The following is a 26,695-nucleotide window of genomic DNA, read 5'->3' on the forward strand; positions in this document are numbered from 1 at the left end:
AGTCGGACAGCCGCCTGTTGGCGTGAGTGCCAATTCTGATGTCGACCCTGGCGGCTCAGAAACAGCGAACAAGCAGGACACAGATACAGATACGGATACGAGCGAAGGTGGCGGCGAAGTCGTCTCCCTCGACGCGTTTCGCAAGAAGACCTGACACCAGTCGGAGCGAAAGTCTTGACCGGAGACGTCATCAATCTGCGTCAGGCCCGAAAGCGCAAAGCAAGGGCCGACAAGGCAGAAAAGGCCAATCAGAACCGGATAGCCTTTGGCCGGACCAAAGCCGAGAAGAACGTCTCCAAAAAAACCATCACGGATCTAAATAAGACAGTCGACGCCCATCACCTTGATCGCACCGCAAAAGACGAAGCCGATCAAAATGACTGATGGCGGCATTTTGCCATGGGGCTGATCAAACGCTCGTTCACCCTTCACGGCCACCGGACCAGTCTTGCTCTCGAGCCGGAATTTTGGGCTGTTGTGGATGAGGAAGCTGAACGACGCAGTCAAGCCGTGGCCGCGCTGATTGCAGAAATCGATCTCACTCGTGATCCAGACGACTCGCTGTCATCCATTGTCCGGGTTTGGGCGCTAACTATTGTTCAAGAGAAATTCGGTCCGAACACCGGCTGATCAGTTGCCGGACCAATTCGGGTTTTCTCGCACCATCCCATTTGGCAACTGAATGTAACGCGGCTCAGAGGACACAGGTTGAACGGGGGCAGTGGTTCGGCGCTGGATCGTCTGTCGCGTCCTTTGGGCAGGCTCACTGGCAACAACGTTATCGCCGCCGCTGTCGTCAGCTCCAAGGTCAGACACGGTCGGCGTACCGATATCAAGCGTCAGCAATTCTTCAATTGTCTCTGGAGCTGCGAGCGGCGGAAGATCAGACGCAGTGCCGGTATCTCTGGTCGCCGTTTCAGTTGTGTCAGGCGTTTCATATGCGGGCAATGGCGCACCACCTGCATCGTCTGACGCTTCAATGATACTGCGAATTCTTGAGCTGAAATCACGACCGTCAGCACTTGCATCGACAGCTGCAGGTGCAAGCTGCTCAAGCGAAGCAGTCGCGGGAGCACTCTCATCCGGAGAAATTTCACTCAGGGATGCATTGTCCGTGGGTCGGATGGGTTGAAGGTCTGTTTGTTCGGCAGGATCAGCTGCAGGATCTGCTTCTTCCCCCTGTCCGGTTGCCGCTTCGCCCTGCTCTGCCTCCAGAGCTTCTTGAGCAGCAGCTTCCGCGGCCGCCTGCTCCATACGCTTGTCGGTCTCACGGTAACGTTTCAATTCACGCAGTAACCGATCACGCTCCAGAATTTCCGCTTGAAGCTTTTCCACCCGCCGGACTTCCTGATCGAATGCCCGAAGGGTCAGGAATGCGGAGAACGGAGCAATATCAACGGATTGCTGAGGTTGATCGAGCGCGCCTTTGAACAGCATTCCGACCTGAGGCTCAGCCCCGGTCACTGCATTTTCGCCCGGATCAATCCGGATCGTGACATCACTATCAAGCTCAAATGTGTTCAGGTCCGCCTCAACAGAACCAAAAATATCGGCATCCGACGCATCAACCACGATATTTCGGGCGCTAATCCGACCGCCGAGCAGCGACAAAGTGCCCTCCAGTTTTGAAAACGGCAGGCTGCCAACCGTCATGTGACTAACGAAGGCCTCCTTGATCGCCTCATCCTCCAACTCAAGCCCTGCATCTGCCGCCCGGATGACAAGATCAAACGCACGCGGATTAATACCGCGGAGTGCTCCGTCACGTACCGTCGCCGTGCCGCCCCCATTCAATCCTGAAACAATTGCAGAAATGGAGCGCCCAGCGCCATCGAACTCAAGAAACAGATCCAGCAATCCAGTAGCTACGGCCCTGTCGTTGCGCGTCCAAACCAGACGGCGCACATCTGCATCTTGAAGTTTGATACGGCCGGAAACCGCACCTTCTGCATCTGAGCGGCGGATCGCCAAGGCCGCATCCAATTGGCCACTGGCATATTGAGCTGACAGCCCATCCAAACGCAGCATCATGGGTGTCAGCCGCATTTCAGTGGCCGCGTTTTCCAACTCTAAACCGTCTGCAACGATGAACCTGTTTGCAGAGACCTGCAGTGTCAGATCAAGATCTGACACCAAGGTTGCCCCAAACGCCCCATTTGGCCAGATGGAAGACCCATCGCCCGCGGAAAACCATTGATCCGGCCCCAGTATCGCTTCCGACAACACCCTGAGGTCAAGCTCGCTTAACGCCAAATCGCCCGTAAAACGGCGGTTCGTCTCGCCCACAGATGGTTCCAGACTGCCGGATGCTGATCCATCTACGGTTACGCCCGCGAATGTGCCCTCAATAGAGGTCAGGTCCAACTGTTCGGTGTTGCCGGATATAGACGCCTGCAGATCAACCGGGATCCCCCCGCCCATGATCGGCAACACCCGCCCTGCCAGAAGCGCAACCGGCGCAAGGTCGGGCGTCGCGGCGCTAACTTTGATATCATATTTCGCATCACCGTCTTCGGCCAAGCGCACCGTCCCGGAAACGCCAAGGCTGGCAGCTTTTGACCCGGCATCAAGGTCTACGGAAAGCCCCTCTTTGGGGCGCCCCTCAACACTAAGGGCAACCGTGGCCTCTCCGAGGTCATCAACAGGAAGAACCTCGAATCCGAACTGGCGCAGCATGGTTCCACCATCAGAACCGGTGAGTTTCAACTTCAAGCCAACATCCGCATCCCTCCAGGCATCTACCCGGCCAGAAAGACTTCCGGAAACGGCGGTCAACGCGCTGCCAGCCTCACCATCGAGTTCAAGGAAGACATCGCTTTTGTCATTGTCCGCATGCGCGGTCAGATCTGCCTTGAACCGAGCCGGCACCAGATAGGGAGCCGCCTGCTTGACGCGATCAACAAGCCCGGAATCTGGAAACACAGTTTTGAGCAAGCTGACGAGGCCGCCCAGATCAGATGCAACAAGCGATCCGGAAAGGCTGCCTTGGGGCGTTTCAAAAATGTTGTTCACACCGCCACGGACATCCACCTCAGCTCCTGCCAAGTCGCCCGCAAACAGCCGATTGACCTTTAAATCGCCATCGGAAAAAGCAGCTTCAACGCCGATATTCTTTCCCTCAACCGATCCGATTAGAACGCGGTCCGCTTGAACGCGGGCAGAGACTTCCAAATCGCTTAAAAGCCCAGGGCGTTCAGAGACGCCGCGCAGACCAACATCTTCTCCGCGAACCGCCTGCCCGAGCTTCACCACTTCATCAATGTCGAGCTGATCGGCATTCAGGTTAATTGAAAAGATCGGGTTGCCGTTGACGCGCTTGCGAAAAGAGACCGCGCCATCTGCATCCGCACCGTCCAACGCCAGATTGAGGTTTTCCAGAACGAACCCGTCCGGGACAACATTGATCCGCCCTTCCAAATCAATCGGCTGAAGCGTGGTGGCTCCAGATTTCGCCTGACGCCACCATCCCACAAATGCGCCCGGTTGCTGAGAGCTCAAGGAAACATTGCCGCGATACGTCAGGTTTGGTGAAAGAACGAGATCACCTTGAGAGGCAATCACAGTTCGCCCGGGTGCGCGGGCTGCAAATCTGGCAATGCGCCATCCGCCAAGGGCCGTTTCAACATCAAGACGCATGTCTTGTGTCAGGCCGCCACCAACAACCAGCGCCGGGACATCCAGACTGATCGCCCCGTCCATGTCAGGAACCGGAACCGCAGACAGTGCAGCAAACACCAGCTCAGACGCTTGGCCAAGATCAATCGGCGAGAGCGGTCCTCCGCCAAGCAAGCGATCCAGATCAATCTGTTTGGATCTGGTCCGTACTTCAAACCGCCGAGCACCTGAATAGACCAGATCCGCCGTACCGGTCATCGAGAGCTGGCGTTCTTGCGGTCCGAACCGATATTCAAATTCCGGCACTTCAAGCTCGGCCATATCGGCTTCAACTTGCCCGGAGAGGGTCCACGCCGTATCGACGTCTTCCGGGGCCTGTATCGAACTCAGGTTAAATGCGCCTTCAAACTGCGGCGAAGCATTTTCATGCGACAGCAGACCATCGAGACCCAGATCGACCGGAAAGCGCGTGGGTGTCACCTGCCCCTTCAAACGGATCGACCCGTTCTCCTGTTGGCGCCCCGTCGCCATTGAGATTGAATAAGGTTCCTGATCAAGCGCAATGGTACCGTCCAGCTTGAACGGCCCCTCCAGGCTACGTGCGCTCAAAGAAAGATTGCCACCTTCAAACCGGAAGGTTTCACCCGTGCGAGCATCAACAACAGATAACGCGCCGTTGGTGATCGCAACATTTTCAAAGGCAACGTCGTCTGCATTCAACGACGCAAGAACACCTGTTTCCGGCATCGCTGTCAGCCAGTCCAGTCGACCGCTTTCGTCAAGGGATAGCTGCAGATGAGGTCGATCCAGTTGCAAGTCCCGCACCTTGACCTCCCCTTTCATCAGGGGTGGCAATTCGACTTGCATCTGGAACCGGGAAACGACAAGCAGAGGATTTTCCGCAGCCCCGACACGAACATCGGAAAATGTGATCGATGGCGCAGGCAGAAGCCGCATGTCGGCTTCGCCAAGCACAGTAACAGGATGACCTAAGACACGTTCGGCATAACGTTCAAATGTGGATCGGTAGAGGGTCCAGTCGACAAAATACGGCCCAACCAGCGCTGTCATCAGCACCAGAATAACCCCAACGCCAAGGATGATGAAAAAGCGGTTCAGCTTTCGTCTCCTGCCAGACCTGATTCCCTTATTTCAATTTGCATAACATACACCAAAGCGCCTGAGCCTGCTTTCGTCCGAAAATTCCGTAATGGTATGATATTTAAATACTATGTCACGATGGAGGCAGGATTTTTCCCGGGTTCATGATGTTATCGGGGTCCAATGCTCGCTTGATCGTTTGCATCACATCCACCCCGTTGCCGTGTTCTTTTTGCATGTATTTGATCTTGCCCTGCCCGATCCCATGCTCGCCTGTACATGTGCCGCCCATATCGATAGCGCGGTAGTTCAGCCGCTCAACAAACGCTTCGGCAGCTTGAACCTCCTCGTTATTGTCAGCATCCACCAACACAAGGACATGGAAGTTTCCGTCGCCAACATGACCTACGATGGGAGCAATAAAGCCGCTGGTTTCAATGTCCTTCCGGGTTGCCTCGACACACTCTGCAAGGCGAGAAATCGGCACGCAGACATCCGTTGCCACGCCTTTTGCTCCGGGCCGGAGGGTGAAGGAAGACCAATATGCGTTATGGCGCGCTTCCCAAAGCTTGGTGCGCGCTTCTGCCTGCGTTTCCCAAACAAAGGGGCCACCGCCAAGTTCTGCGGCTATCTCATTGAAAAGATAGGACTGTTCCTGAACCCCAGCCTCTGTCCCGTGAAATTCCAGAAACAGTGTCGGTGTCTCGGCAAGATCGAGTTTGGAGTAGATGTTACACGCCTTGACCTGAACGGGATCCAACAACTCAATCCGCGCAACCGGAATGCCGCATTGGATTGTCGTAATCACTGCATTGCAGGCATCTTCAATGGTGGGAAACGGACACACCCCTCCGGATATTGCTTCCGGAATACCATGAAGGCGCAATTGAAGTTCGGTGATGATGCCGAGTGTCCCCTCACTGCCCACCATGAGCCGGGTGAGATCATACCCTGCGGAGGATTTGCGCGCTCGGCTGCCGGTACGCACAATCTCGCCTTGAGGGGTCACGATGGTGAGACCAAGAACGGCATCACACATGGTCCCGTAACGCACGGCATTTGTACCCGAGGCCCGTGTGGACGCCATGCCGCCGAGACTTGCGTCCGCTCCCGGGTCGATTGGGAAGAACAGCCCCGTATCGCGCAAGTGGGTATTCAGCTGTTTGCGGGTCACGCCTGCCTGCACACGGCAATCCAGATCTTCTGGAGAAACGGAAAGGATCTCATTCATCTGGGAAAGATCAATGGAGATCCCGCCCTGCGGCGCATTCACATGCCCCTCCAATGACGATCCGGTGCCAAATGGGATCACAGGCACCTTATGCTCAGCGCAGATACGAACGATTTCCGCGACTTCTTCAGTAGACCGCACGAAGACAACAGCATCCGGCGGCTGATTGGTGAGCCATGTGGTCGTATGGCCGTGTTGAACTCTGAGAGCCTCAGACCGGGCGCAACGATCACCAAAACGCTCACTGAGCAGGGAAACAACAACATCCCGGCTCTCTGCCGTCTGCTCGAGCGCAGTTGCCTGTGGTGTCATCTGATTTCCTTTCCTATGCTCAGCCGGAGCCGACTGTTTTGAGATCGGAATATGGAATTACTTGGAACAAACGTCAAAGCGATTCCAGTCACGGATAAAAATGAGGAGATGGATTTTGGCGGATTGGCCACATGCCCCCTTTGAGAGTGAGGGCAAACAGGTTCTGGAAGAGTGGATCGACTATAACGGACACCTCAACATGGCTTATTACAATGTCCTGTTCGATCAAGGCGTTGATGATGCCTTTGTCAGGCTGGGCATGGGCCCTGATTATGTAAAGGCGCGAGATGCTTCTTTCTTCACCGCCGAGGTCCATGTTTGCTATCTGCGAGAACTTGAGGCCGGCATGCCCGTGGTAGTCAATCTGCAACTTCTAGATTTTGACGAAAAGCGCGCGCATTTCTTTCAAGAACTCCGCCATGCTGACGAAGGCTGGATTTCAGCCACATCAGAGCAAATGTCTTTGCATGTAGACCTCAGCGCCCGCAAAGTATCCCCATGGCCTGCGGATATTCTTGCGAACCTGACAGCACTGGCGAAAGCGCACGTAGAACTCCCCAAACCGGAAAGAGCTGGACGCTCCATCGCAATCAAACGAAAAACAGGCTGAAATCTCACAGGTTTTTGCCGACAAGGGTAGCGCCGCCTGACGACTCAGGCGACACTTCCTTAACTTGAAACCTACAAGCTGTAGGGTCTCTACGCCCAGCCAATTCGGGGCCAATGAAACAGATACTGGAAAATGTGTGGCGGTTACCTTCAATCCTGTTTAGCTGGATTGCGCCAAACATGCGCCTGTTTCTGGCCAACCGGCTGCCCCGGGTCTGGGTCCTGGCTGTCATCATCGGCGCATTGGTTGCCGTTGCAGCGACCCTGTTTCGGCTTTTGATCGGCGTCTATCAATTCACCTGGCTCGGCACGATGTCAGAACGGGTGATTGAAGCTGCAAACAGTCAACCCTGGTGGGTGATTGTCGCCGCACCAACATTTGGCGGCCTCATTGTGGGCTGGCTCTTGCAGAATTATCAGCCCAAACAGCGCGCTGGTGGTGTTGCCGACGTTATCGAAGCCAGAGCGCTTGGGGGGCGTGGCCTTCCTTTCAAGTCTGGCATGCTATCAGCCTTGGTCACAACAATTTCGATCGGCTTTGGCGGCAGCGCTGGTCGGGAAGGACCAGTGGTTCATCTAGGCGCAACCATTGGAACAGCACTTTGCCAAATCTTTCAGTTGCCAGATTCCGCCCGCCGCATTTTGCTCGCTTGCGGAGTGGCCAGCGCCGTCTCCGCCTCCTTCAACGCCCCCATTGCCGGGGTGCTGTTCGCACATGAAGTGATCCTTGGTCACTATGCCATGTCGGCTTTCGTCCCAATTGTTCTGGCCTCTGCAATTGGGACCGTTTTGAGCCGCCTGTGGTTTGGGGAAGCAACAGCCTTCATCATTCCCGAATACGAGATTACCTCATATCTGGAGATCCCGGCCTTCGCCCTTTTGGGTGTTACGGCAGGTCTTGTCGCAATCATCTTTCAGTTTTCACTGATCGGCACAGACTATGTTGCTCGCAACATCTCCATGCCCCTTTGGCTTCGCCCGGTTGTCGGTGGCTTTACCATAGGCTGCATCGGCGTGTTCTTCCCGCATATTCTGGGTGTCGGCTATGAAGCAACCGACATGGCGCTGAAACAGGAACTGCCTATCACGCTGATGTTGATGTTGCTGGTGGCCAAGACGGCAGCAACCTCTATCACCCTCGCCTCGAGATTCGGTGGGGGCATCTTCTCGCCCGCCCTTTATCTGGGAGCGATGACGGGCGGGGCGTTCGGATTGATTGCCGCCTCAATTTACCCAGAAATGGCCTCAAGCCACGGCCTTTATGCGATCCTTGGCATGGGGGCAGTTGCAGCTGCCGTGCTCGGCGCACCGGTCTCCACAACAGTGATCGTGTTTGAGCTGACAGGCGGCTATGAACTTTCCATCGCGCTGTTGATTTGCGTTTCCATTGCGACCGGCCTGATGCAGGCCGTTCATGGAAAATCTTTCTTTCACTGGCAGCTCGGAATGCGCGGAGTTTGCCTCCACGAAGGCGCGCACACCTATCTTGGAACAAGCGTCAAAGTCCGGGAGTTTATGGACCCACCGCCCGACGACGAGGAGGATCGCATTTTCGATCCAGCTGGCGGCACGCCTTATCTCCACACGACAGACTCTCTTGAAAGTACACTAAGAGCCTTTGACAACAGCGGCCATGTGTCCCTGCCCGTTGTCGACGGCGCAGATGCCACACGCATTGTTGGCGTGGCGCGGCACGTTCGTGCGCTGAGCTATTTCAACAAAGCTCTAATCCGCGCCACCGAAGAAGAACACCGATAAGAGAACAGTCAAATTCAAAAAAGCCCCTGCGGATACACCGCAGAGGCTCTGGGATCATCTCATTGCCAGGAGCGATCAGATTGCGCGTGTCGCGTTTTCCAACCAAACCCGTGTCTTGTCATCCAGCAAGGGAGATAGAGTTTCACAGACCCGCGCATGGTAACGGTTCAACCAATCGCGTTCGTTGTCGGTCAAGAGAGCTGGCTCAACCAGACGCAGATCAAAGGGCGCAAGCGTGATGGTTTCAAACCCGAGCATCGGCCGTTCACCGCCAAGAATATCGCGCGCTTCGGTGACAAGCTCGATGTTCTCAAGCCGAATACCGTATTGCCCGGCGGGATAATAACCTGGTTCATTCGACAAGAGCATGCCCGGCTCTAACGCCTGTGTGCCGGTTTTCGCAATACGTTGCGGACCTTCATGAACCGACAGATAGGACCCTACCCCATGACCCGTGCCATGGTCGAAGTCGAGGCCCGCCTTCCAGAGCTCAATCCGCGCCAACGTGTCAAGCTGAGCCCCGGATGTCCCAACTGGAAAACGAGCCGTCGAAATCGCAATATGGCCTTTCAGAACGAGCGTGAAATGGCGGCACATTTCCTCACTCATCTCACCAACGGCGAGTGTACGCGTAATGTCCGTCGTCCCATCTTCATATTGACCACCGGAGTCAATCAGATAGGGCACATTTTGCGGGATCTTGAGATTGCTCGTTTCGCTTACCCGGTAATGACAAATCGCCCCATTGGGGCCAGCACCGGAAATCGTATCAAAGGAAATATCCTTTAATGCACCGGTTTCGTGCCGAAATTCTTCCAGCTTTTTTGCGACTCCAATTTCGTCCAGCTCACCGAAGGGTGACTGTTCGTCAAACCAGCAAAGGAACCGTGCATAAGCCACCGCATCCCTTATGTGAGCCGCTTTAGCGCCTTCAATTTCGATCGGGTTTTTAATGGCTTTGGGTAGAAGCACGGGGTCTTGGGCTTCGACAATTGACCCGCCAGCGGACGAGATTGTCTGTGCAATCCCTTCACCAGCCAGTGCCGGATCAATCATCACGGACTTGCCCGCTTTCCCCAAGCCGCTAAGGAACCCGAGGAACTCGGACGGCTCCAGAATATCCGTCACCTTTTCCAGAGTATCGCGGACCGAATTGGAGAGCTTCCGGCCATCAATAAACAGCGTTGGCCGCCCTTCAGCTGAAATGGATGCAAAAGAGAGCGGTAAGGGCGTATGAGTGACATCCGATCCACGAATATTAAACAACCATGCAATTGAGTCAGGCTGTGTCAAAACACAGGCGTCGGCCTTCTTCTTAGAGATCGCAGTTTGGATCTTCTCGAGCTTTTCGGCAGCTTCCTGCCCCGCCAAGCTGACAGGGTGCAGCTGAACGGCACCTAGCGGCGGCTCAGGCCTGTCGCTCCAGACAGCATCGATCGGATTATCCGATAAAAGCACAAGCTCAGCGCCCGCATCCTCGCAGACTTGACGCAGCCGCTTCACCTCTTTCACAGGGTGCAACATCGCATCTACACCGAGGCGTTGGCCGGGTCTTAGGCGGTTTGACAGCCAGGATGTAACCGGCTCGTTGATCAGGTGCTGGGCTGGGAAAACCGCTATGTCAACCTGATCGCGAACCTGTATTGTATAGCGTCCGTCGACAAAGATGGCTGCTTCGTCTTCGAGCACAGCAGCCAAACCTGCAGACCCGGTAAAGCCTGTCAGCCATTGCAAGCGGCAATCATGTGGCGGCACATATTCCCCCTGATGGGCGTCCGCGCGAGGGATAAGAAAGCCGCTCAAATTCCGGCGCTTGAGTTCTTCCCTGAGAAGCGCTGCATGCGGCGCCCCGCAGGAGGGATCGGTGAGATCATCGAAGGTCTGAAACATGTCGGCGACGGTAGTTCTCCGCGATTGTTCAATCAAGCCGATTATGTCGCCATGTGGATGAGTGGTTGATGCGCGAGATGCAACCCGCAGAATTCAGCATTCAGTTTAGCCAGTATCCCTAATGGCAGTTTTTCTTGCCCCCTACCCGGCAAATCCGTTTCTCATGCAAAAACAGTGCGATGCAGCATTTCCTTCGCATATGCGAGAAATGCAGGGCTGCCATGCTGCTTTCCCTCTACTTCTCAAAACTATTTTGAGCCATATAAAGTGCAACAAAAACGGACATTTAGCGACAACGCTAACACATCACTTGCACGGAGAACCATAATGGTTACCACCACATCCACATCTACCCGCGCCAATGGCAGCCTCGTACGCCGCGCCTTTGACCGGATGATTGAAGCTCGTTCCATCCAAGCCCGTCGGTATGTAAACGGCTACCTTCTGTCCTTGGACGACGCCACTCTGGCAGCTCACGGTTATGATCGTAAGGAACTGGAACGCCAAGGCGCAAACATCAGCGTATTCTGATTTTGTTCAATCCAGTTTGAAGCCTGTAAAGCGCGGTGTTGTAACCGCGTTTTTTTATTGGATGAATTTCGATTGCCGTCAGATCTTGTTGCGTCCGCGCTCAAATGTCAGCGTGAGCCAGCCATCCTTTTCCCGCTTCCGCTCAAGGTGGAAACCTTGAGTTCCGTAAACAAAGATAATCCGCGGCCCATCCTCAATTCGAAGACCTGACAACACCAATGTCGCACGGTCGCTCATCTGAGCGGAGATTGCCTTGGCCATCTGCATGAGCGGGCGGGCCAGAATATTGGCAATCACCAGATCATACGGACCGTAGAGGCCAAATTTCCGATCTTCCATCCCGTTTGCGGTAAAGGTTTTCACCAACGGACCAACACCGTTCAACCAGGCGTTTTCGCCAGCGGTCCGTGTTGCGATCGGGTCAATATCGGTTGCCAGAACGCTTTGCCTGCTTAACTTGGCCGCAGCAATCGCCAGCACCCCGGTTCCGGTTCCCAAATCCAAAATGCTGTTGAACTCGTGAATGTTCAAAAGGCGGTCAATCTCTTCAAGACAGCCCGCCGTCGTTCCATGGTGGCCAGTTCCAAAAGCAAGTGCTGCTTCGATTTCCAATCCAAAAGCGCCTGGAGGCACCTTTCCGCGATCATGACTGCCATGGACCACAAATCTTCCCGCATGAACAGGCGCAAGGCCTTCCAGACTTTTTTCAACCCAGTTGATGTCCGGCAGTTCTGCAGCATCCAGCGGAACCGCAAATCCATCTGCCCCAACCCGGTCCCGCACCAAGTCAGCCGCTTCTTCGACCTCCATATCGAACAGTAGGATTTCCGCAGTCCAGATTTTTCCATCGGCTGAATCTTCATAGATCGTGACCGGATTGCCTTCATCTTCAAAGGCACGTTCCAGAATTTCGGAAATGCGTTTGGCTTCGAGTTCTTCGGCAGTCAATCGTACACGGATCGTTTTCATGAGCTCACACGGAAATTGGAAACACCTTGCGCTGCCCGTCAATGAGAGCATGCCCTGCGCGTCTTACAGCGCTGACAGGACCTCTACCAGCCCTGAAAACGAAATTATTCCGCCCCCCCATCTGACGAAAGGCCTTGCGCCCTAGGCCGATGGCAAAGTCACTCTAACGGTCAAACCGCCGCCGGGCGTCTCATCAAGCGTTATCTCACCACCATGCGCTTCCACAATCGCCTTGCAAGTGGGAAGTCCTAGACCAAAACCCTGACCTGACTGCAACGTGCGGGCGCTATCCCCGCGTTCAAAAGGTTCCAACATGCGTTCCCGTTGATCTGCAGCGATACCAGATCCGTGATCAGCAAAATCAACACGAACCTTGTCTCCCTGACTGACTGCCGAAATCTCTACAGACCTGTTTGAGTAGGCATGCGCATTGTCAACGATGTTACAAAATGCACGCATAAGCTCGACGTAGTTTCCCAAAACAGTCAATCCGGGCGAAACTACCAGCCGCGGCTCAAACCCCATCCCGCTGTTTTGGTCCGCCAATGAAGCCAATAGACTGGAAAGATCCAGCTTTGCTTTGGGCCCTTCAGATGTGCCGCTTTTCAGGTAATCCAGAGCGCTGTTCAGCTGGCCTTCCATCAGTTCAAGATCGACAAAATTTCTTTGCTTGAGATTTTCGTCAGAAATCAGCTCAGACCTCAGACGGAGCCGTGTCAGCGGTGTTCTAAAATCATGACTGATTGCAGCCAATGTGCGGGTCCGCTGATGGACCGTCTCATTAATCCGCTGCTGCATCCTGTTAAATGCCGCCAAAGCAGCGCGAACCTCACAAGGCCCCACTTCCTCAACCGGAACAGGGTCAACAGATTTCTCCCCAAAAGTTGAGGCTGCCGATGACAGCTGGGACAGCGGGCGAACCACCGCCCGCAAGATCCAAAATGATATGGCAACAATGATCAAAAGCGCGAAAATGCCGGGAAGAAAAAACGGAGAGCCAAAGTCGGGGTGTGGGTGGGGAGGTCGATGCGGGTTGGTTTTTGGACCAAATTTTCCACTCAGAACAGCCTTGACCAATTGTCCGTCGGACAGTTGAAAAATCAGATGCGGTACACGAAGTTTTTGGCCGTCATTCGAAACTGGCTCTGCTGAGACAAGTTCAATGCCTGATCCAATTGGCCCCAGTCTGAACGGCCAACCCGGTGGAGGTTTATGATGTTTGTGGCTGTGAACAGGCTCTGGAACTCGGGATACAATTTCAAGGTTGAGCTCCGGGTCTGCGGACATGAACGTCTCAATTGCAGCCACGCGCTCAGCCGGAGCCAGATCATTGAGTTCCCGCACAGCTAAAACATGCTTATACCCAATCGTGGCTGCCCCATTTCCAGTGTCATGATCCTTTTTGAAATAGATCAGCAGACCGAACACAGCACTGACGCTGATCAGGGCGACAACGACCAGAAGCATGATCTGTGCCGCCATCCCATTCGGACAAAGTGCCCCCAGAATGGGACAGCGTTTACGCTCAATCGCTGGCAATGGCACGGGCTACGAACTCGTAGCCTCCTGATCTAACTGTCCGAATGAACGTGTATTCGGCACCAGCGGCTTCCAGTTTCGATCGCAGGCGGCTCACCAGAATGTCGATGTTTCGGCCATTCAAAACACCAACTTTGCCCTGCGTCAGAGTAATAAGTTGTTCACGGCTCAAAACGCGCCCCTGCCGCTCACACAAGACCTGCAAAAGATCGAACTCACCTGGAGTGAGCGCAACCAACGCACCATCAGGGTTCTTGAGAACACGTCGTTTGGAATCCAAGCGCCAGCCCTCAAACTCCAAGTCACCTGCCAATGAATTAAGTCCGCCGTTTCCGAGGTCCATCCGCCGAAGCATGGCCCTGACCCGCGCAACCAGCTCTCTCGGATTAAATGGCTTAGGCAGATAGTCATCAGCACCAACCTCCAATCCGATCACCCGATCAAAATCATCGCCGCGCGCAGACACGATGATAATGGGCACAGGACTTGCTGACCGGAGGCGCCGACAGACGCTAATACCATCTTCACCCGGCAACATCAGGTCCAGTAGGATGAGGTCTACCTGCTCTTCGCTCAGAGTACGATCCATGGCGGTCGCATTCTCGACCACCGTCACGCGTAGGTCTTGCTCTTCAAGATGGTGACGGATGAGGTCTCCGATTTCCGGGTCATCTTCCACAACCAGTATGTGTCTCGTCATCTCCTCCAGCACTTAATTCGCCCCAATTTTACTGTTCCCCACATTCCGCAGCGTTGAGCGGATTTCGTCAGGTTAACTATTAGACACACCTGAAAACCAAAAAAAGTAACTATAAGTTTTACGTATTACCCCGACACACATCGCATCTCTCAAACGCAACTTTTGATAGTGTATGAATTTATACTTTGGTCGAATACTGCGCAGCCAGAAATCTTGACTGAAAGGACCAGTAGGAAGCAGTCAAGCATCAATTTGATTACAATTTTAAGGATTTAAGTCCTGCGACGCTCCTTAGAGCTCAGAGAGCTAATGCATACGTAATACAACTTGCCTCCGGACGGTGTGATTTAACTCAACCAGAAAATACAACCGGAGTTTCTATGAGTAGATTCGAAAAATCACAAACTCGTGAACGCAGATTATTGTAATTTCCCGAATTTTGGCGGTTTCTGCGATTTTATATGAGGCGCCGCAGCATATTTCTCACACTTACCACACAATCAATACGAGAAATGTCCTCCGTCAGCGCCTAATGGACAAATTGGTTTGATTTCGTAAGGGAGTGATTTTGGCTCATCATTGCTGACTCAGGAGCAAATGATGAGACGAAAGAAGGACCGAGTGACCGACGATGCGGATCGGATCGTAAAAGACATCAAACGCCAGACCCGCCGTCGGTTTTCCGCTGAAGAGAAGATCCGCATAGTGGTTTCTGGTCTTCGAGGCGAAGACAGCATTGCAGAACTTTGCCGCCAGGAAGGTATCGCCCAGAGCCAGTATTATTCCTGGTCCAAGGACTTCATGGAAGCGGGCAAGAAACGGCTTGCTGGGGACGCAGCTCGTGAAGCCAGTTCTGATGAAGTAAAGTCTCTTCGCAAAGAGACGAGGGACTTGAAGGAAGTGGTTGCAGAACAGGCTCTGGAACTTCGCCTTCTCAAAAAAAGCATGATCGGGGATGGGGTCGACGACGAATGAGATATCCCGCCTCCGAGAAACTTGAAATCATTCGACTGGTGGAGCAGTCCCATCTTCCAGTCAGACAGACGCTGGATCGGCTGGGTATTCCAAGGTCAACCTTCTACGTCTGGTATGACAAATATCAAACCGGTGGCATAGATGCCTTGCAGGACACGCCCCCCATGCCTGCACGGGTCTGGAACCGGATCCCCGATGATATCCGCCAACAGGTCATTGATCTGGCCCTGGAAGAACCGGAACTCTCACCTCGGGAGCTGGCTGTCCAGTTTACGGACACAAAGCAGTACTTCGTGTCTGAGGCCAGTGTTTACCGGTTGCTGAAAGCCCATGACCTCATCACCAGTCCGGCCTTTATCGTGGTCAAGGCAGCTGACGAGTTCAAGAACAAGACCACAGCGCCCAATGAGCTGTGGCAGACAGACTTCACCTATCTGAAGGTTATTGGCTGGGGTTGGTTTTACCTGTCAACAATCCTTGATGATTACAGCCGCTATGTCATCGCGTGGAAGCTGTGTACGACGATGTTGGCCAGTGATGTCACGGATACGTTGGAACTGGCCTTACAGGCTTCAGGCTGTAATCAGGCCAGTGTCCGCCACCGGCCAAGACTGTTGTCGGACAATGGGTCAAGTTACTTCGCCGGTGAGCTGGCCGACTGGCTCGACGACAAAGGCATGGACCATGTGCGTGGAGCCCCATACCACCCCCAAACGCAGGGCAAGATCGAAAGATGGCATCAGACCTTGAAAAACCGGATCCTTCTGGAGAACTACTTCCTGCCCGGTGACCTCAAAGCCCAAATAAGCAAGTTCATCAGCCACTACAATCATCACCGATATCACGAGAGCTTGAAGAACCTCACACCCGCTGACGTCTACTTCGGGCGCGGCGAACAAATCCTGCGCAAACGAGAAAGGATCAAACAAAGCACCATCGAACAACGCCGCTTGCAACACCGCAAACAGGCCGCCTAATATCGACAAACAGATGAGCCAGATACTCCCTTAAACAACGCCCATATCTGTCCAAAAATCCCTGACGATGGACAGGATTGTTCACAGTGAAGCTCTCATAGACAATCGGAGTAGCGGTCAAACTGGCGATGTAAACATTCTGAAATTGCGTATCCCCCGATTGCGGAACCAATGTGATTGCACGATTCGCACCAATGGTCACATCCAGCAGATTGATCCTTGTAGCACCTAAATCATCCGTTCCTGGCGTCTGCCTCAGACGAAGGAAGTCAGTTCCAATTGTAGCTGCTGCATCAATCGATGTTTTCAAAAATGTTATTGAATTAACTTTTGCAGTTCGATTGAGATCGAAAAATATCGGGGCGTAGAAATCTATTGAACCATTCGCCGCGATGGAGCTCCCGCTCGAAACCAAGATCTCAGTGGTTCCGTTAGAACAATAAACTCGTGGCGGCGAAAAGTCGGACGGCGCTATTCGCGTACTGCCACTAACAATATGTGTACCCGCGCCGAACCCGGCGCAAGAAGCAAGAACCTCATTCACCGATAAGGGACCAGCTACACCAAATACCAACGCAGCGGTAAACCGCACCCAATCGTTCGAGAACCTCATACCCGCTCCCACCGCACTTTGCATGCAGTAGAAATTAACACAATTTATAGTTGCCTCAATTCCGTAGAGGCATTTTTCAGAAGGTATGCGAAAGGAAGTTGGTCTGCCTTTCCATAAGGGCAGAAATCAGTGCCGCTCAACAAAGTTGTCGAGCACCTTCTTGCGGCCAGCCTTTTCAAAATCAATCGTCAACTTGTTGCCCTCAATGGAAGCAATCGACCCATAGCCGAACTTGATGTGAAACACGCGCTCACCGAGGGAGAATGCCGATGGATCGTCGCTCACGGATTTGGCAACCAGTTCCCCCTCAATCGTCAACGGACCCTGCCGTTTGGCACGGGAGGATTTCAGGTCCTGACCATAACTGTTGCCAGACGACGTCTTGGCTCGTTGAGCCCGCTGCCAGCCGGGGGTGGAATAGCTGCCGCGCTCAAAGCTATCGGCCCGATCAAACCGCGACGGCCCATAGCCGCCACCGCCATATCCACCATAGCTGGTGGAGGGCTCTGCGATTTCCACATGCTCTGCCGGCAATTCATCCAGAAAGCGTGACGGAATGGAGTTCTGCCACTGGCCATGAATGCGGCGGTTTGAGGCAAAGTAGAGTTTGGCCCTCTTTCGCGCCCGCGTGATACCCACATAGGCAAGGCGGCGCTCTTCCTCAAGACCAGCCCGTCCGCTTTCATCCAGCGAGCGTTGATGCGGAAACAGCCCCTCTTCCCAACCCGGAAGGAAGACAGTGTCAAACTCCAGCCCCTTGGCAGAGTGCAGCGTCATAATCGAGACAGCTTCCTGCTCATCCGCGCCATCGCGATCCATGACCAAGGAAATATGCTCCAGGAACCCCGCCATGGACTCAAACTCCTCCATGGAGCGAATAAGCTCCTTGAGGTTGTCCAGCCGCCCCGGCGCTTCAGCTGACCGGTCCTTGCGCCACATTTCCGTGTAACAGCTCTCGTCCAGAATGATTTCGGCAAGCTCGGTGTGCTTCATGGTCTCGAGCTGGCCGCGCCAGCGCTCAAAATCAACCAGAAGGTTTTTCAAAGTGTTGCGTGGCTTGGGCTTCAGCTCCTCCGTCTGGGAAAGCTGATCCGCCGCCTGCATCAACGGGATGCGATTGGCGCGTGCTAGGCCATGAACCAATTTCAAGCTGGCATCTCCCAACCCACGCTTGGGCGTGTTGACGATCCGCTCAAAAGCAAGGTCATAAGCGGGTTGAACGACACAGCGAAAGTAAGCCAGTGCATCGCGGATCTCCATCCGCTCATAAAAGCGAGGCCCGCCAATAACCCGATAGTTCAGCCCAAGGGTCACAAAGCGATCTTCAAACGAGCGCATCTGGAACGAAGCCCGCACGAGAATGGCGATCTGATTGAGCGAATGCTCCTTGCCCTGCAGCGCTTGGATCTCGTCGCCAATCGTTCGGGCTTCTTCTTCTGAATCCCAAACGGAAGCGACCGATACCAGATCATGATCCGGCTCATGGAAATCCGTGAACAGCGTCTTGCCCAAACGCCCTTCGTTGTGGGCAATCAGATGAGACGCAGCGGCCAGAATATGACTGGTGGAGCGATAATTGCGCTCAAGACGCACCACTGTTGCGCCCTTGAAGTCATGTTCAAAGCGCAGGATGTTATCGACCTCGGCCCCGCGCCAGCCATAAATCGACTGGTCATCATCGCCCACACAACAAACATTCGGATTGCCCTGCGCCAACAGGCGCAGCCAGAGATACTGGGCAATATTGGTGTCCTGATACTCGTCCACCAGCATGTAGCGGAACCGCCGCTGATAGTTGGCCAGAACGTCCGGCTGGGTTTTGAACAAGGTGATGACATGCAACAGCAAATCACCAAAGTCGGCGGCATTCAGGATCGACAGCCGCTCCTGATATTCCTCATAGAGCTTGCGCCCCTTGCCATTGCCGAAAGCACGCGCCTCACCTTCAGGCACCTCGGATGGAGTCAGCGCCCGGTTTTTCCAGCCATCTATCAGCGAGGCAAAGGCACGCGCCGTCCAGCGTTTGTCATCCAAACCTTCCGCCTGAATGATCTGCTTCATCAGGCGTATTTGATCATCCGTATCCAATATGGAAAAGCCGGATTTCAGTCCAACCAGCTCGGCATGTTTGCGCAGGATTTTCATACAGATGGAGTGAAACGTGCCAAGCCACGACATGCCTTCAACACTACCGCCGATGAAGCCGGAAATCCGCTCCTTCATCTCCCGCGCAGCCTTGTTGGTGAAGGTCACAGCCAAAACTTCAAACGGCCGCGCATTGCCCGTTGCCAGAATATGCGCAATGCGGGTGGTCAAGACACGGGTCTTCCCAGTCCCGGCACCTGCAAGAACAAGAACCGGACCGTCAATTGTCTCCACCGCCAGCCTCTGCTCCGGATTCAACCCGTCCAGATAGGTCGGCGCCTGCCGTGCAGCCATCGCCCTTGCCGCAATACCCCCGCCTGTTGGCGCTGGAGTATTTGCTGCAAACCGCGCTTGAGGAGCCTCATTAAACCCGTCCGGGTCAGTCATATGAATTACCAGTTCTGTTGCTGCAGGTAGAGAACAATATAGCAACAAATATGGGAAGAACGAGGCGGGGGAAAGAGTTTTCGCGGGAAAACTAAAGGCAAAGCCCGATCAATAAATCGAATACCAAACCACAAATTGAAAAACCGGAGGCAAAGCCGAACCCTTGCCTCCGTTCCCTCAATCGGAATAAACGCCCCTAAGCAGCCTGGTTCGCACGCACGCTGGAAAGGAACTGATTGACCGCAGAGTTCAGATCACCAGCAGCTTCGGACAAACGGTCCGCTGACTGGCTGACATCAGAGGTCTGTTGTTGTGTTTGGGAAATCGCTTCCGTAACACCCACAACATTTTCAGAAGCAGAAGAACTGCCAGACGCAGCGATATTGATGCTGTGGGAGATCTCTCCAGTCGCCGCTTCCTGCTCTTCCACTGCAGCAGCAATCGCCCCAGTAACCTCCTGAACTTGGCTGATATGCCCCACAATTTCGCGAATGGCCTCGACAGCCCCTTTGGTGGAACCTTGAATGCCGCCAATTTGCGAGGAAATTTCGTCCGTCGCTCGCGCTGTTTGCTGCGAAAGTTCTTTCACCTCTGCCGCAACAACCGCAAAGCCCTTACCGGCGTCACCTGCCCGTGCCGCCTCAATCGTGGCATTCAAGGCCAGCAAATTGGTTTGCTCGGCAATCGCCCGGATCATCTCAACAACTTCACCAATCTTGTCGGCACTGTCTGCAAGACTGGACACATCCCGGTCTGTGGCTTGCGCACGTTCAGACGCGGTTGTCGAAATTTCGTTCGCCGTCATGGACTGACGGGAAATCTCCTTGATGGAAGCTGCTAATTCCGTGGCCGCCGACGCGACGGTTTGAACACTTGTCGAGGCTTCACCAGTCGAAGACTGTGCCGCAGAGGCTCTTCCGCTAGCCTCCTGCGCAATCGTGACCATCTGCTGGGCGACTTGACCCACAGACCGCGTCTCATTCTCCAGTTGACCTTGAACGCTCTGAACAGAAGCCTCAAAGCCTTGGATCAGGCTCTCAAGATAAGCTTGACGCTCTGCATCAGCTTCACGCGCTTTAGCCGCATCCGCTTCCAACTTCTTCTGCTGAAGCATGTTGCTGCGGAAGACCTCTGTCGCCCTTGCAATCTCGCCAATCTCATCAGGACGAGACTGGAAAGGGACTTTGACTTCAAGATTGCCCTGAGACATCTCCGAAACAATGGTTTTTTGTTTCGCAAGAATACCGATCACACTCCTCAGTTGAACGAACACAATCGCACTGGAAATGAGAAATACGACGACACTGACGACCGCCAGAATTGCGATGTGATTTTTTAGGCCTGCAATATCGGCGTCAGCAGCAGCTTCTGCCCTGTGGATAAGCTCATCAGAAACGTTTTTTAGGGCATCTAAACGCTCTGTAGAAGCGGCAAACCACTCACTAGCCGTTATAACTTTCGGATCTTCAGTCGAAGGCAAGTCCTGAATAAGTTTTCGCCATTCTTGAACTTTGGCTACAATAGGATTTTGCATCTCAGATTCATAGATCTTTTTATGATCTTTGAGCGCTATTGCTTTGAACTCATCAAGATACGCCTTTTCACCTCCATACCAAACCAACATATCCTTGTAGAGATCAAGATCGACCGTTTTGTTTTTTTCAAAACTGGACAGCAAAGTGACAACCTTTGCACGCTCTAACCCACCAGATTCTTTCGCCTCGATCAGCGGAAGATAAGGCAGCAACTCGGCCGAAATCATTGGAGACGGTGAAGCTTCAACGCTAATTCCAATCAAGTGAATTAGTTCCTTGATTTCCGAAGAATACTTTTTCGTGACAGCGATAACATCAAAAGTTTTGCTATCTACTTTTTTACGCACATTTTCGACTTCATGAACAGCTTGAGCAACGTGGTTGAGTTCTTTAAGGAGGTATTTGTCGCTAATATCTGCAGTTGCCAAGTGGCCGTCAAAAACCGCTATGATACTGTCGGTTGAACTGCGTTGTTGCTTCAGTTCCGAAACGTTTGCTTCCTCATAGTCACTGTTAATCCAAGCAACTGTGAGGCCGCGCTCCTTCTGCAATTCGTGAATGACGTTTCCGGCATCCTCCGCGATCCTCGTCAAGGACGGCATATAGGCATGCCTCGACAACTCTACGTATTTCTCACCGAGCGCCACACCTGCAAATACGACTACGGCCAGAAGTGGAATAAGAGCTAGGCTCAAGACCTGTATCTTTATACGTTGAAACATGTTGACCTCTTGATGCAAGATTTGCCTAACTTTAGGTCAACTCCGATTACTTAAAAATTAATAACACGAGAGAGCGATATTTATTATTTCGTCAAAATTGTATATATTGACGCTATTTTGTAATATTCGAAAGAACTTTATGCTATTTCTGCTCAACTAAATTGCCATTAGCGACACAATAATACATGCACTACGATGTAATTAGGCTCCAACCAGATCAAACCAAACATCTTCAGTGATGACTTCGATCTGGAGACCCTGAGCCTTTTTCAGCTTTGACCCCGCACCGGGTCCGGCCACCAGAAGGTCGGTTTTCTTTGAAACAGACCCGGAGACCTTCGCTCCAAGACGCTCTGCCATCGCCTTGGCCTCATCTCTTGTCATGCGCTCAAGGGCCCCTGTAAAGACCACCGTCTTGCCTGCGACAGGCGATCCGGAACTATCAATCTGCTCGACTTGCTTGGGTGAGATTTGGGCCAACAGGGCATCCAGCTGTTCGCGGTTATGTTCTTCTGCGAAGAACTCGGTCAGCGCTTCGGCAACGATGTGTCCGATCCCGTCAATGGCATTCAAGTCTTCCCAGGCTTCGCCGTTTTTATCGTGCGCCTTCACCATCGCATCATAAAACGCCTGCCAGGAGCCATAGGCCCGCGCCAGTAGTTTTGCGTTCCCCTCGCCCACATGACGAATACCTAGGCCGAAAATCAAACGATGGAGATCAATGTTCCGCTTGGCGTTGATCGCTTCAAACAGGTTCTTGGCCGAGACAGTCCCCCAGCCCTCGCGATTGCGCAGCTTGGTCAGCGATTGCTTGTCCCGCTCTTCCAGCGTGAAAATATCAGCAGCCGTTTTGACCAACCCATCCGCAAAGAAGGCATCGACTTGTTTGTCGCCAAACCCTTCAATGTCAAAAGCATTGCGGGACACGAAATGCTTCAAGCGTTCGGTTGCTTGTGCGGGGCAGATCAAGGCTCCTGTACACCGACGCACAGCATCCAACCTTCCGGTCTTCGGATTCTCTTCACGCACCGCGTGGCTACCACAACGGGGGCAAACGCTGGGGAATTCAAACGGCTCAGCGCCCTCTTTCCGCTTACTCAGATCAACATCCACAATCTGCGGAATGACATCGCCAGCGCGCTGGACTTGCACGGTATCGCCCGGACGCAGATCCTTGCCGCCCCGGATTGGTTCACCATCCTGACCGATGCCCTTGATATAGTCCTCATTGTGAAGCGTGGCGTTGGAGACGACGACACCACCAACGGTTACCGGTTCCAATTTGGCAACCGGGGTCAGTGCCCCCGTACGGCCCACCTGAATGTCGATCTCGTTGAGAATGGTATAGGCTTTTTCCGCTGGAAATTTATGCGCGATCGCCCATCGCGGCGAACGCGACACGAACCCGAGCCGCTGCTGCAAATCCAGCCGGTCCACCTTGTAGACCACACCGTCAATGTCATAACCGAGCGTCGCACGGTCTTCCTCAATGCCGTGATAGACGGCCAGCAACTCCTCAACCGTTTCGCAGCGCTTCATCAGCGGGTTGATTTGAAAGCCCCAGACCTTCATCTGCTCAACCATGCCCATTTGCGTGTCCGCGGGCAGTGCGCTCATATCGCCCCACGCATAGGCGAAAAACTTTAATGGGCGCGAGGCTGTGATTTCGGATTTTAACTGGCGAAGCGAACCGGCAGCCGCATTGCGCGGATTGGCAAACACCTTGCCGCCATTGGCTTCCATCCGCTGATTAAGCACCTGAAAATCCGCATGGGCCATATAGACCTCACCCCGTATTTCCACCACATCGGGAGCATCTCCGGAGAGCTTTTGCGGAATATCGGAAATGGTCTTGGCATTGGCGGTTACGTTCTCGCCGGTGGTCCCATCTCCCCGCGTTGCCGCATAGACAAGGGCACCTGCTTCATAGCGCAACGACAGCGACAACCCGTCAATTTTGGGCTCTGCAGTGACAGCCAATGCCCCCATCAACGGATCGAATTTCAGGAAGCGTCGCACCCGCCCAACAAAGTCCTGAACATCCTCGTCGTTGAACGCATTGTCCAGCGAGAGCATCGGAACCTTGTGCTCAATTTTGGAGAAGGCTTCGGAAGGGGCCGCGCCAACATTTCGAGACGGGCTGTCATCTCGAACAAGATCGGGGAACCGTGCCTCGATAGCCGTGTTACGACGTCTCAAAGCATCATAATCGGCATCGGAAATCGCCGGAGCATCATCTTGGTGATACAGCTTGTCGTGCTTGGCAATTGCATTCGCAAGCCGTTCAAGTTCCGTTTCGGCTTGTTCGCTGGTCAGCGCCTCTACATCCAGTTTTTCAAAAGCAGAAACAGCCGCTGTATCAGTCATGGGACATCCGTTTTTAAAGGCAAACAGCTATAAACGCTGCACGGTCACTGGAATTAGATTTAAGCCACTCGGCGCAATCGGGAAAGATCAGGATGCTGCTTCGTGTATGAGTTTTCGCGCAGCCGCCCGAGCTTCCTCGGTAATGGTGCTCCCGGCGAGCATGCGCGCAATTTCTTCACTGCGGTGCTCATCATCAATCCGTTTGACACGGGTTGCCATGCGCTCCGGCGCGGTCTCTTCCTTGGCAATCAGGAAATGCCCTGCAGCCCTCGCCGCCACCTGCGGCGCGTGCGTGACAGTGAGCACCTGAACGGAGCTTGCAAGCCGTGCAAGGCGCACGCCGATGGCTTCGGCCACAGCACCGCCAACACCCGTATCAATCTCGTCAAAGACAAGCGTCGGCGCAGACCCCTTGTCCGCCAGCGCGACCTTTAGCGCCAAGAGAAACCGGGACAGTTCGCCGCCAGAGGCAACCTTCATCATCGGACCCGGTTTGGTACCGGGGTTTGTCTGTACATGGAACTCAAGCTCATCAATGCCGGAGCGCGAGGGCGTCTCCGCATTGCTGGTCATTTCAACGATGAATCTTGCCCGTTCCAGTTTCAAGGCTGGCAACTCATCAAGAACAGCCTTTTCCAGCGCACGCGCGGCCTTTTCGCGCTTGGTGGAGAGCTTCAGAGCCTTCTGGTCAAAGGCATCGCGAGCCTTGCGCGCTGCCTCATGGAGCGCGGACAATTTGTCCTCGCCCGCATCAAGGTCTGCGAGATCCACTGCCATCCGCTCACACAGCGGCGACAATTCCTCGACCGGGACGGAAAACTTTCGCGATGCAGCCCGGAGCGCAAACAAGCGCTCTTCTACGCTCTCCAGTTCACGTGGATCGAAGTCCGTCTCCCGCAAGGCGCTTTCCAATCCGCCGCGAGCATCTTCCAGATAGTCAAGTGCAGAGGCCAGCGCACTGACAGGCGCTCCCAACAAATCCGGAACATCATCCGCCTTGCGTTCCATTCGGCGCAAAAGGCTGGCAAGTTCCGGGATCGGTGAGGCATTGCCATTGAGCGTCTCGAAGGCTTCATTGAGGTCGCCTGCGATCTTCTCAACCTTCATCATGGTGGCGCGTCGTTCGGCAAGCTCCTCTTCCTCGCCGGACTGAGGAGCAAGTGCGCTCAATTCTTCAACTGACGCCTTCAGGTAATCAGCTTCCTTGCGCGCTGTCTCTATGCGTGCCTCGTGATCCTTGACGGATTTTTCGGCCATTTTGAACGCTGAATAGGCCGATGCCACGCCATCCGCTTCACCCTGCAGCCAACCGAAAAGGTCAACCAGCTCACGGTGCGATTCCGGGTCCACCAGCGCACGGTCATCGTGCTGACCATGAATTTCGACCAGCAGATTGCCCGCCTGACGCATCAAGCCTGCGCTTACCGGCTGATCGTTGATGAATGCCCGTGTCCGCCCATCAGAGGCCTGAACCCGGCGCAAGATCACATCGCTATCGTCGGAAATGTCGTTTTCAGACAGAAAAGTTCGAACGGGATGCGCCATCGGCACATCAAACACCGCTGTGACCTGACCTTGCCGTTCGCCATGGCGCACTAAATCGGCATCCCCTCGCCCGCCAAGGGCAAGGGCCAGTGAGTCCAAAAGAATAGATTTGCCAGCACCCGTTTCCCCGGTCAGCACAGACATGCCTTCAGAGAACTCAAGGTCGAGGCGGTCAATCAGGACAATGTCGCGAATGGCCAGGTTGGCCAGCATGAAACGGCTCCGGATCAGATCTCAAGACAGAATCACAGGATCAGAAGACGTTAATATCCTTGAATGCACGACTGATCCAGCTGCCAGAGTCTTCAGATGGTTCATAGCCACCTTCATTCAACAGGGAATATGCATCCTTGTACCACTGGGTATCCGGGAAATTGTGCCCAAGAACAGCAGCTGCGGTCTGCGCTTCATTCACAACACCAAGCGCAAAATAGGCTTCAGTCAGGCGGAACAAGGCCTCTTCAACATGGCGAGTTGTCTGGTACTGCAGAACCACCGTCTTGAAACGGTTGATACCGGCAATGTAGTTGCGCTTTTTCAGGTAGTAGCGCCCGACCTGCATTTCCTTACCGGCCAGCTGATCCTTGACCGCAATCAGCTTGGTTTCTGCATCCGGTGAATACTCAGAATCGGGATAGCGCTGCAGGAGTTCTGAATAGGCCGAGGCTGCCTTGCGGGTCACTGCCTGATCACGAGAAATGTCCGGCATCTGCTTGAAGTAGCTCTGACCGATAATATAGAGCGCGTAGGCAGAATCGTCATTGCCCGGATAGAGCGTCACAAAGCGCTGAGCAGCGTTGATCGCCTCGGGGTACTTGCCACGGCTGTAGTTGATATATGCCATGTTGACGAGGGATTTCTTGGCGTATTCAGAATAGGGATAGAGCTTGTCGAGCTGCTGGAACTTCGCGTCCGCGTCCTTCAGCTTGCCTTGAGCCCGCAGAGCCAAGCCTTCATTGTAAAGAACTTCCGGCGGCGTATCATCCAGCGCGAAGTCTTCTGTGTCCTTGGTGGAAGAACAAGCTGCAAGCCCGAGCGGGATCGTCAACGCCATAATTTTCAGAGCTGAAGTCAGCCCCCAGTTCCGACCGCTTGCCAACCGTCTGTCCTTCACGTTCACAATCAAGCTCCTCGCCGCACGCCGTACTCATCACTTCTTCCAGCGCATGCGGTT

Annotated in this window: 18 protein-coding genes; 6 read left to right on the plus strand and 12 right to left on the minus strand. The window is 53.9% G+C overall.

All coding sequences use genetic code 11. The annotated features are described in order from the left end of the window. Positions 1–174: 174 nt before the first annotated feature. Both TRICHSKD4_RS15595 and TRICHSKD4_RS15600 read left to right on the plus strand, forming a co-directional pair. Positions 175–384, plus strand: a complete 210-nt coding sequence (locus tag TRICHSKD4_RS15595; protein WP_009467843.1) for a DUF4169 family protein — start codon at positions 175–177, stop codon at positions 382–384. Between the two features lie 15 nt (positions 385–399). Further along, positions 400–630 (plus strand): ribbon-helix-helix domain-containing protein, encoded by a 231-nt coding sequence (locus TRICHSKD4_RS15600; protein WP_009467844.1) that lies wholly within the window; start codon positions 400–402, stop codon positions 628–630. Here the strand turns inward: TRICHSKD4_RS15600 and TRICHSKD4_RS15605 are convergent, their stop codons facing one another. Further along, a complete protein-coding gene (locus TRICHSKD4_RS15605; RefSeq protein WP_371256817.1) occupies positions 631–4,758 on the minus strand; it encodes an AsmA family protein in 4,128 nt (1,375 codons plus the stop codon). A 91-nt stretch (positions 4,759–4,849) separates the two neighbouring features. Further along, the gene (locus tag TRICHSKD4_RS15610; protein ID WP_009467846.1) at positions 4,850–6,259 is read right to left on the minus strand and encodes an FAD-binding oxidoreductase; all 1,410 of its coding nucleotides are present in this window, start codon (positions 6,257–6,259) and stop codon (positions 4,850–4,852) included. Between the two features lie 100 nt (positions 6,260–6,359). Between TRICHSKD4_RS15610 and TRICHSKD4_RS15615 the strand changes: the two genes are divergently transcribed. Beyond that, the gene (locus tag TRICHSKD4_RS15615) at positions 6,360–6,869 is read left to right on the plus strand and encodes a thioesterase family protein (protein WP_040617013.1); all 510 of its coding nucleotides are present in this window, start codon (positions 6,360–6,362) and stop codon (positions 6,867–6,869) included. A 113-nt stretch (positions 6,870–6,982) separates the two neighbouring features. After that, entirely contained in the window at positions 6,983–8,626 is a 1,644-nt protein-coding gene (locus tag TRICHSKD4_RS15620; RefSeq protein ID WP_009467848.1) for a chloride channel protein, read from the plus strand. Positions 8,627–8,701: 75 nt separating this feature from the next. Here TRICHSKD4_RS15620 and TRICHSKD4_RS15625 read toward each other — a convergent pair whose 3' ends face one another. After that, on the minus strand, positions 8,702–10,516 hold the full coding sequence (locus TRICHSKD4_RS15625; RefSeq protein WP_040617014.1) for an aminopeptidase P family protein: 1,815 nt from the start codon (positions 10,514–10,516) through the stop codon (positions 8,702–8,704). Positions 10,517–10,843: 327 nt separating this feature from the next. On the opposite strand from TRICHSKD4_RS15625, the gene TRICHSKD4_RS15630 reads away from it, so the two are divergent. After that, complete coding sequence (locus TRICHSKD4_RS15630; protein ID WP_009467851.1) at positions 10,844–11,047, plus strand: hypothetical protein; 204 nt, start codon at positions 10,844–10,846, stop codon at positions 11,045–11,047. A 78-nt stretch (positions 11,048–11,125) separates the two neighbouring features. Here TRICHSKD4_RS15630 and TRICHSKD4_RS15635 read toward each other — a convergent pair whose 3' ends face one another. The 3 genes from TRICHSKD4_RS15635 to TRICHSKD4_RS15645 all read right to left on the minus strand — a co-directional run bounded on the left by TRICHSKD4_RS15635 (position 11,126) and on the right by TRICHSKD4_RS15645 (position 14,255). Continuing rightward, positions 11,126–12,016 (minus strand): 50S ribosomal protein L11 methyltransferase, encoded by an 891-nt coding sequence (locus TRICHSKD4_RS15635; protein ID WP_009467852.1) that lies wholly within the window; start codon positions 12,014–12,016, stop codon positions 11,126–11,128. A gap of 141 nt (positions 12,017–12,157) precedes the next feature. After that, on the minus strand, positions 12,158–13,561 hold the full coding sequence (locus tag TRICHSKD4_RS28270; RefSeq protein ID WP_139052165.1) for an ATP-binding protein: 1,404 nt from the start codon (positions 13,559–13,561) through the stop codon (positions 12,158–12,160). Next, the gene (locus TRICHSKD4_RS15645) at positions 13,542–14,255 is read right to left on the minus strand and encodes a response regulator (protein WP_040617015.1); all 714 of its coding nucleotides are present in this window, start codon (positions 14,253–14,255) and stop codon (positions 13,542–13,544) included. The genes TRICHSKD4_RS28270 and TRICHSKD4_RS15645 overlap by 20 nt, the downstream gene beginning before the upstream one ends. Positions 14,256–14,855: 600 nt before the next feature. Between TRICHSKD4_RS15645 and TRICHSKD4_RS15655 the strand changes: the two genes are divergently transcribed. Further along, a protein-coding gene (locus TRICHSKD4_RS15655) for an IS3 family transposase (protein WP_371256818.1) occupies positions 14,856–16,207 on the plus strand; the annotation gives its coding sequence in 2 pieces (ribosomal slippage) (positions 14,856–15,191 and positions 15,194–16,207; 1,350 coding nt in all). On the opposite strand, the gene TRICHSKD4_RS30310 is transcribed toward TRICHSKD4_RS15655, so the two are convergent. The 6 genes from TRICHSKD4_RS30310 to TRICHSKD4_RS15680 form a co-directional block, all read right to left on the minus strand. Beyond that, the gene (locus TRICHSKD4_RS30310) at positions 16,152–16,820 is read right to left on the minus strand and encodes a hypothetical protein (protein ID WP_139052166.1); all 669 of its coding nucleotides are present in this window, start codon (positions 16,818–16,820) and stop codon (positions 16,152–16,154) included. The genes TRICHSKD4_RS15655 and TRICHSKD4_RS30310 overlap by 56 nt on opposite strands. A 126-nt stretch (positions 16,821–16,946) precedes the next feature. Continuing rightward, entirely contained in the window at positions 16,947–19,352 is a 2,406-nt protein-coding gene (locus TRICHSKD4_RS15660) for an ATP-dependent helicase (protein ID WP_009467856.1), read from the minus strand. A 196-nt stretch (positions 19,353–19,548) separates the two neighbouring features. Then, positions 19,549–21,609: a methyl-accepting chemotaxis protein gene (locus TRICHSKD4_RS15665; protein WP_009467857.1), complete on the minus strand. Its 2,061-nt coding sequence runs from the start codon at positions 21,607–21,609 to the stop codon at positions 19,549–19,551. Between the two features lie 201 nt (positions 21,610–21,810). After that, the gene (gene ligA / locus TRICHSKD4_RS15670; RefSeq protein ID WP_009467858.1) at positions 21,811–23,976 is read right to left on the minus strand and encodes an NAD-dependent DNA ligase LigA; all 2,166 of its coding nucleotides are present in this window, start codon (positions 23,974–23,976) and stop codon (positions 21,811–21,813) included. Positions 23,977–24,063: 87 nt separating this feature from the next. Next, complete coding sequence (gene recN, locus TRICHSKD4_RS15675; RefSeq protein ID WP_009467859.1) at positions 24,064–25,734, minus strand: DNA repair protein RecN; 1,671 nt, start codon at positions 25,732–25,734, stop codon at positions 24,064–24,066. Between the two features lie 40 nt (positions 25,735–25,774). Continuing rightward, positions 25,775–26,641 carry an outer membrane protein assembly factor BamD gene (locus TRICHSKD4_RS15680; protein WP_009467860.1) on the minus strand — a complete coding sequence of 289 codons (867 nt, stop codon included), beginning with the start codon at positions 26,639–26,641 and terminating at the stop codon, positions 25,775–25,777. Positions 26,642–26,695 lie beyond the last annotated feature (54 nt).

The organism is Roseibium sp. TrichSKD4 (genome assembly GCF_000148725.1).
Lineage (GTDB): Bacteria > Pseudomonadota > Alphaproteobacteria > Rhizobiales > Stappiaceae > Roseibium.

Coding starts and splice junctions, on each gene's coding strand:
- ligA (WP_009467858.1), bottom strand. CDS start 23,976: ATGACTGATACAGCGGCTGTTTCTGCTTTTGAAAAACTGGATGTAGAG.
- TRICHSKD4_RS15620 (WP_009467848.1), top strand. CDS start 6,983: ATGAAACAGATACTGGAAAATGTGTGGCGGTTACCTTCAATCCTGTTT.
- TRICHSKD4_RS15645 (WP_040617015.1), bottom strand. CDS start 14,255: ATGACGAGACACATACTGGTTGTGGAAGATGACCCGGAAATCGGAGAC.
- TRICHSKD4_RS15660 (WP_009467856.1), bottom strand. CDS start 19,352: ATGACTGACCCGGACGGGTTTAATGAGGCTCCTCAAGCGCGGTTTGCA.
- TRICHSKD4_RS15610 (WP_009467846.1), bottom strand. CDS start 6,259: ATGACACCACAGGCAACTGCGCTCGAGCAGACGGCAGAGAGCCGGGAT.
- TRICHSKD4_RS15630 (WP_009467851.1), top strand. CDS start 10,844: ATGGTTACCACCACATCCACATCTACCCGCGCCAATGGCAGCCTCGTA.
- TRICHSKD4_RS15615 (WP_040617013.1), top strand. CDS start 6,360: ATGAGGAGATGGATTTTGGCGGATTGGCCACATGCCCCCTTTGAGAGT.
- TRICHSKD4_RS15635 (WP_009467852.1), bottom strand. CDS start 12,016: ATGAAAACGATCCGTGTACGATTGACTGCCGAAGAACTCGAAGCCAAA.
- recN (WP_009467859.1), bottom strand. CDS start 25,734: ATGCTGGCCAACCTGGCCATTCGCGACATTGTCCTGATTGACCGCCTC.
- TRICHSKD4_RS30310 (WP_139052166.1), bottom strand. CDS start 16,820: ATGAGGTTCTCGAACGATTGGGTGCGGTTTACCGCTGCGTTGGTATTT.
- TRICHSKD4_RS15665 (WP_009467857.1), bottom strand. CDS start 21,609: ATGTTTCAACGTATAAAGATACAGGTCTTGAGCCTAGCTCTTATTCCA.
- TRICHSKD4_RS15600 (WP_009467844.1), top strand. CDS start 400: ATGGGGCTGATCAAACGCTCGTTCACCCTTCACGGCCACCGGACCAGT.
- TRICHSKD4_RS15625 (WP_040617014.1), bottom strand. CDS start 10,516: ATGTTTCAGACCTTCGATGATCTCACCGATCCCTCCTGCGGGGCGCCG.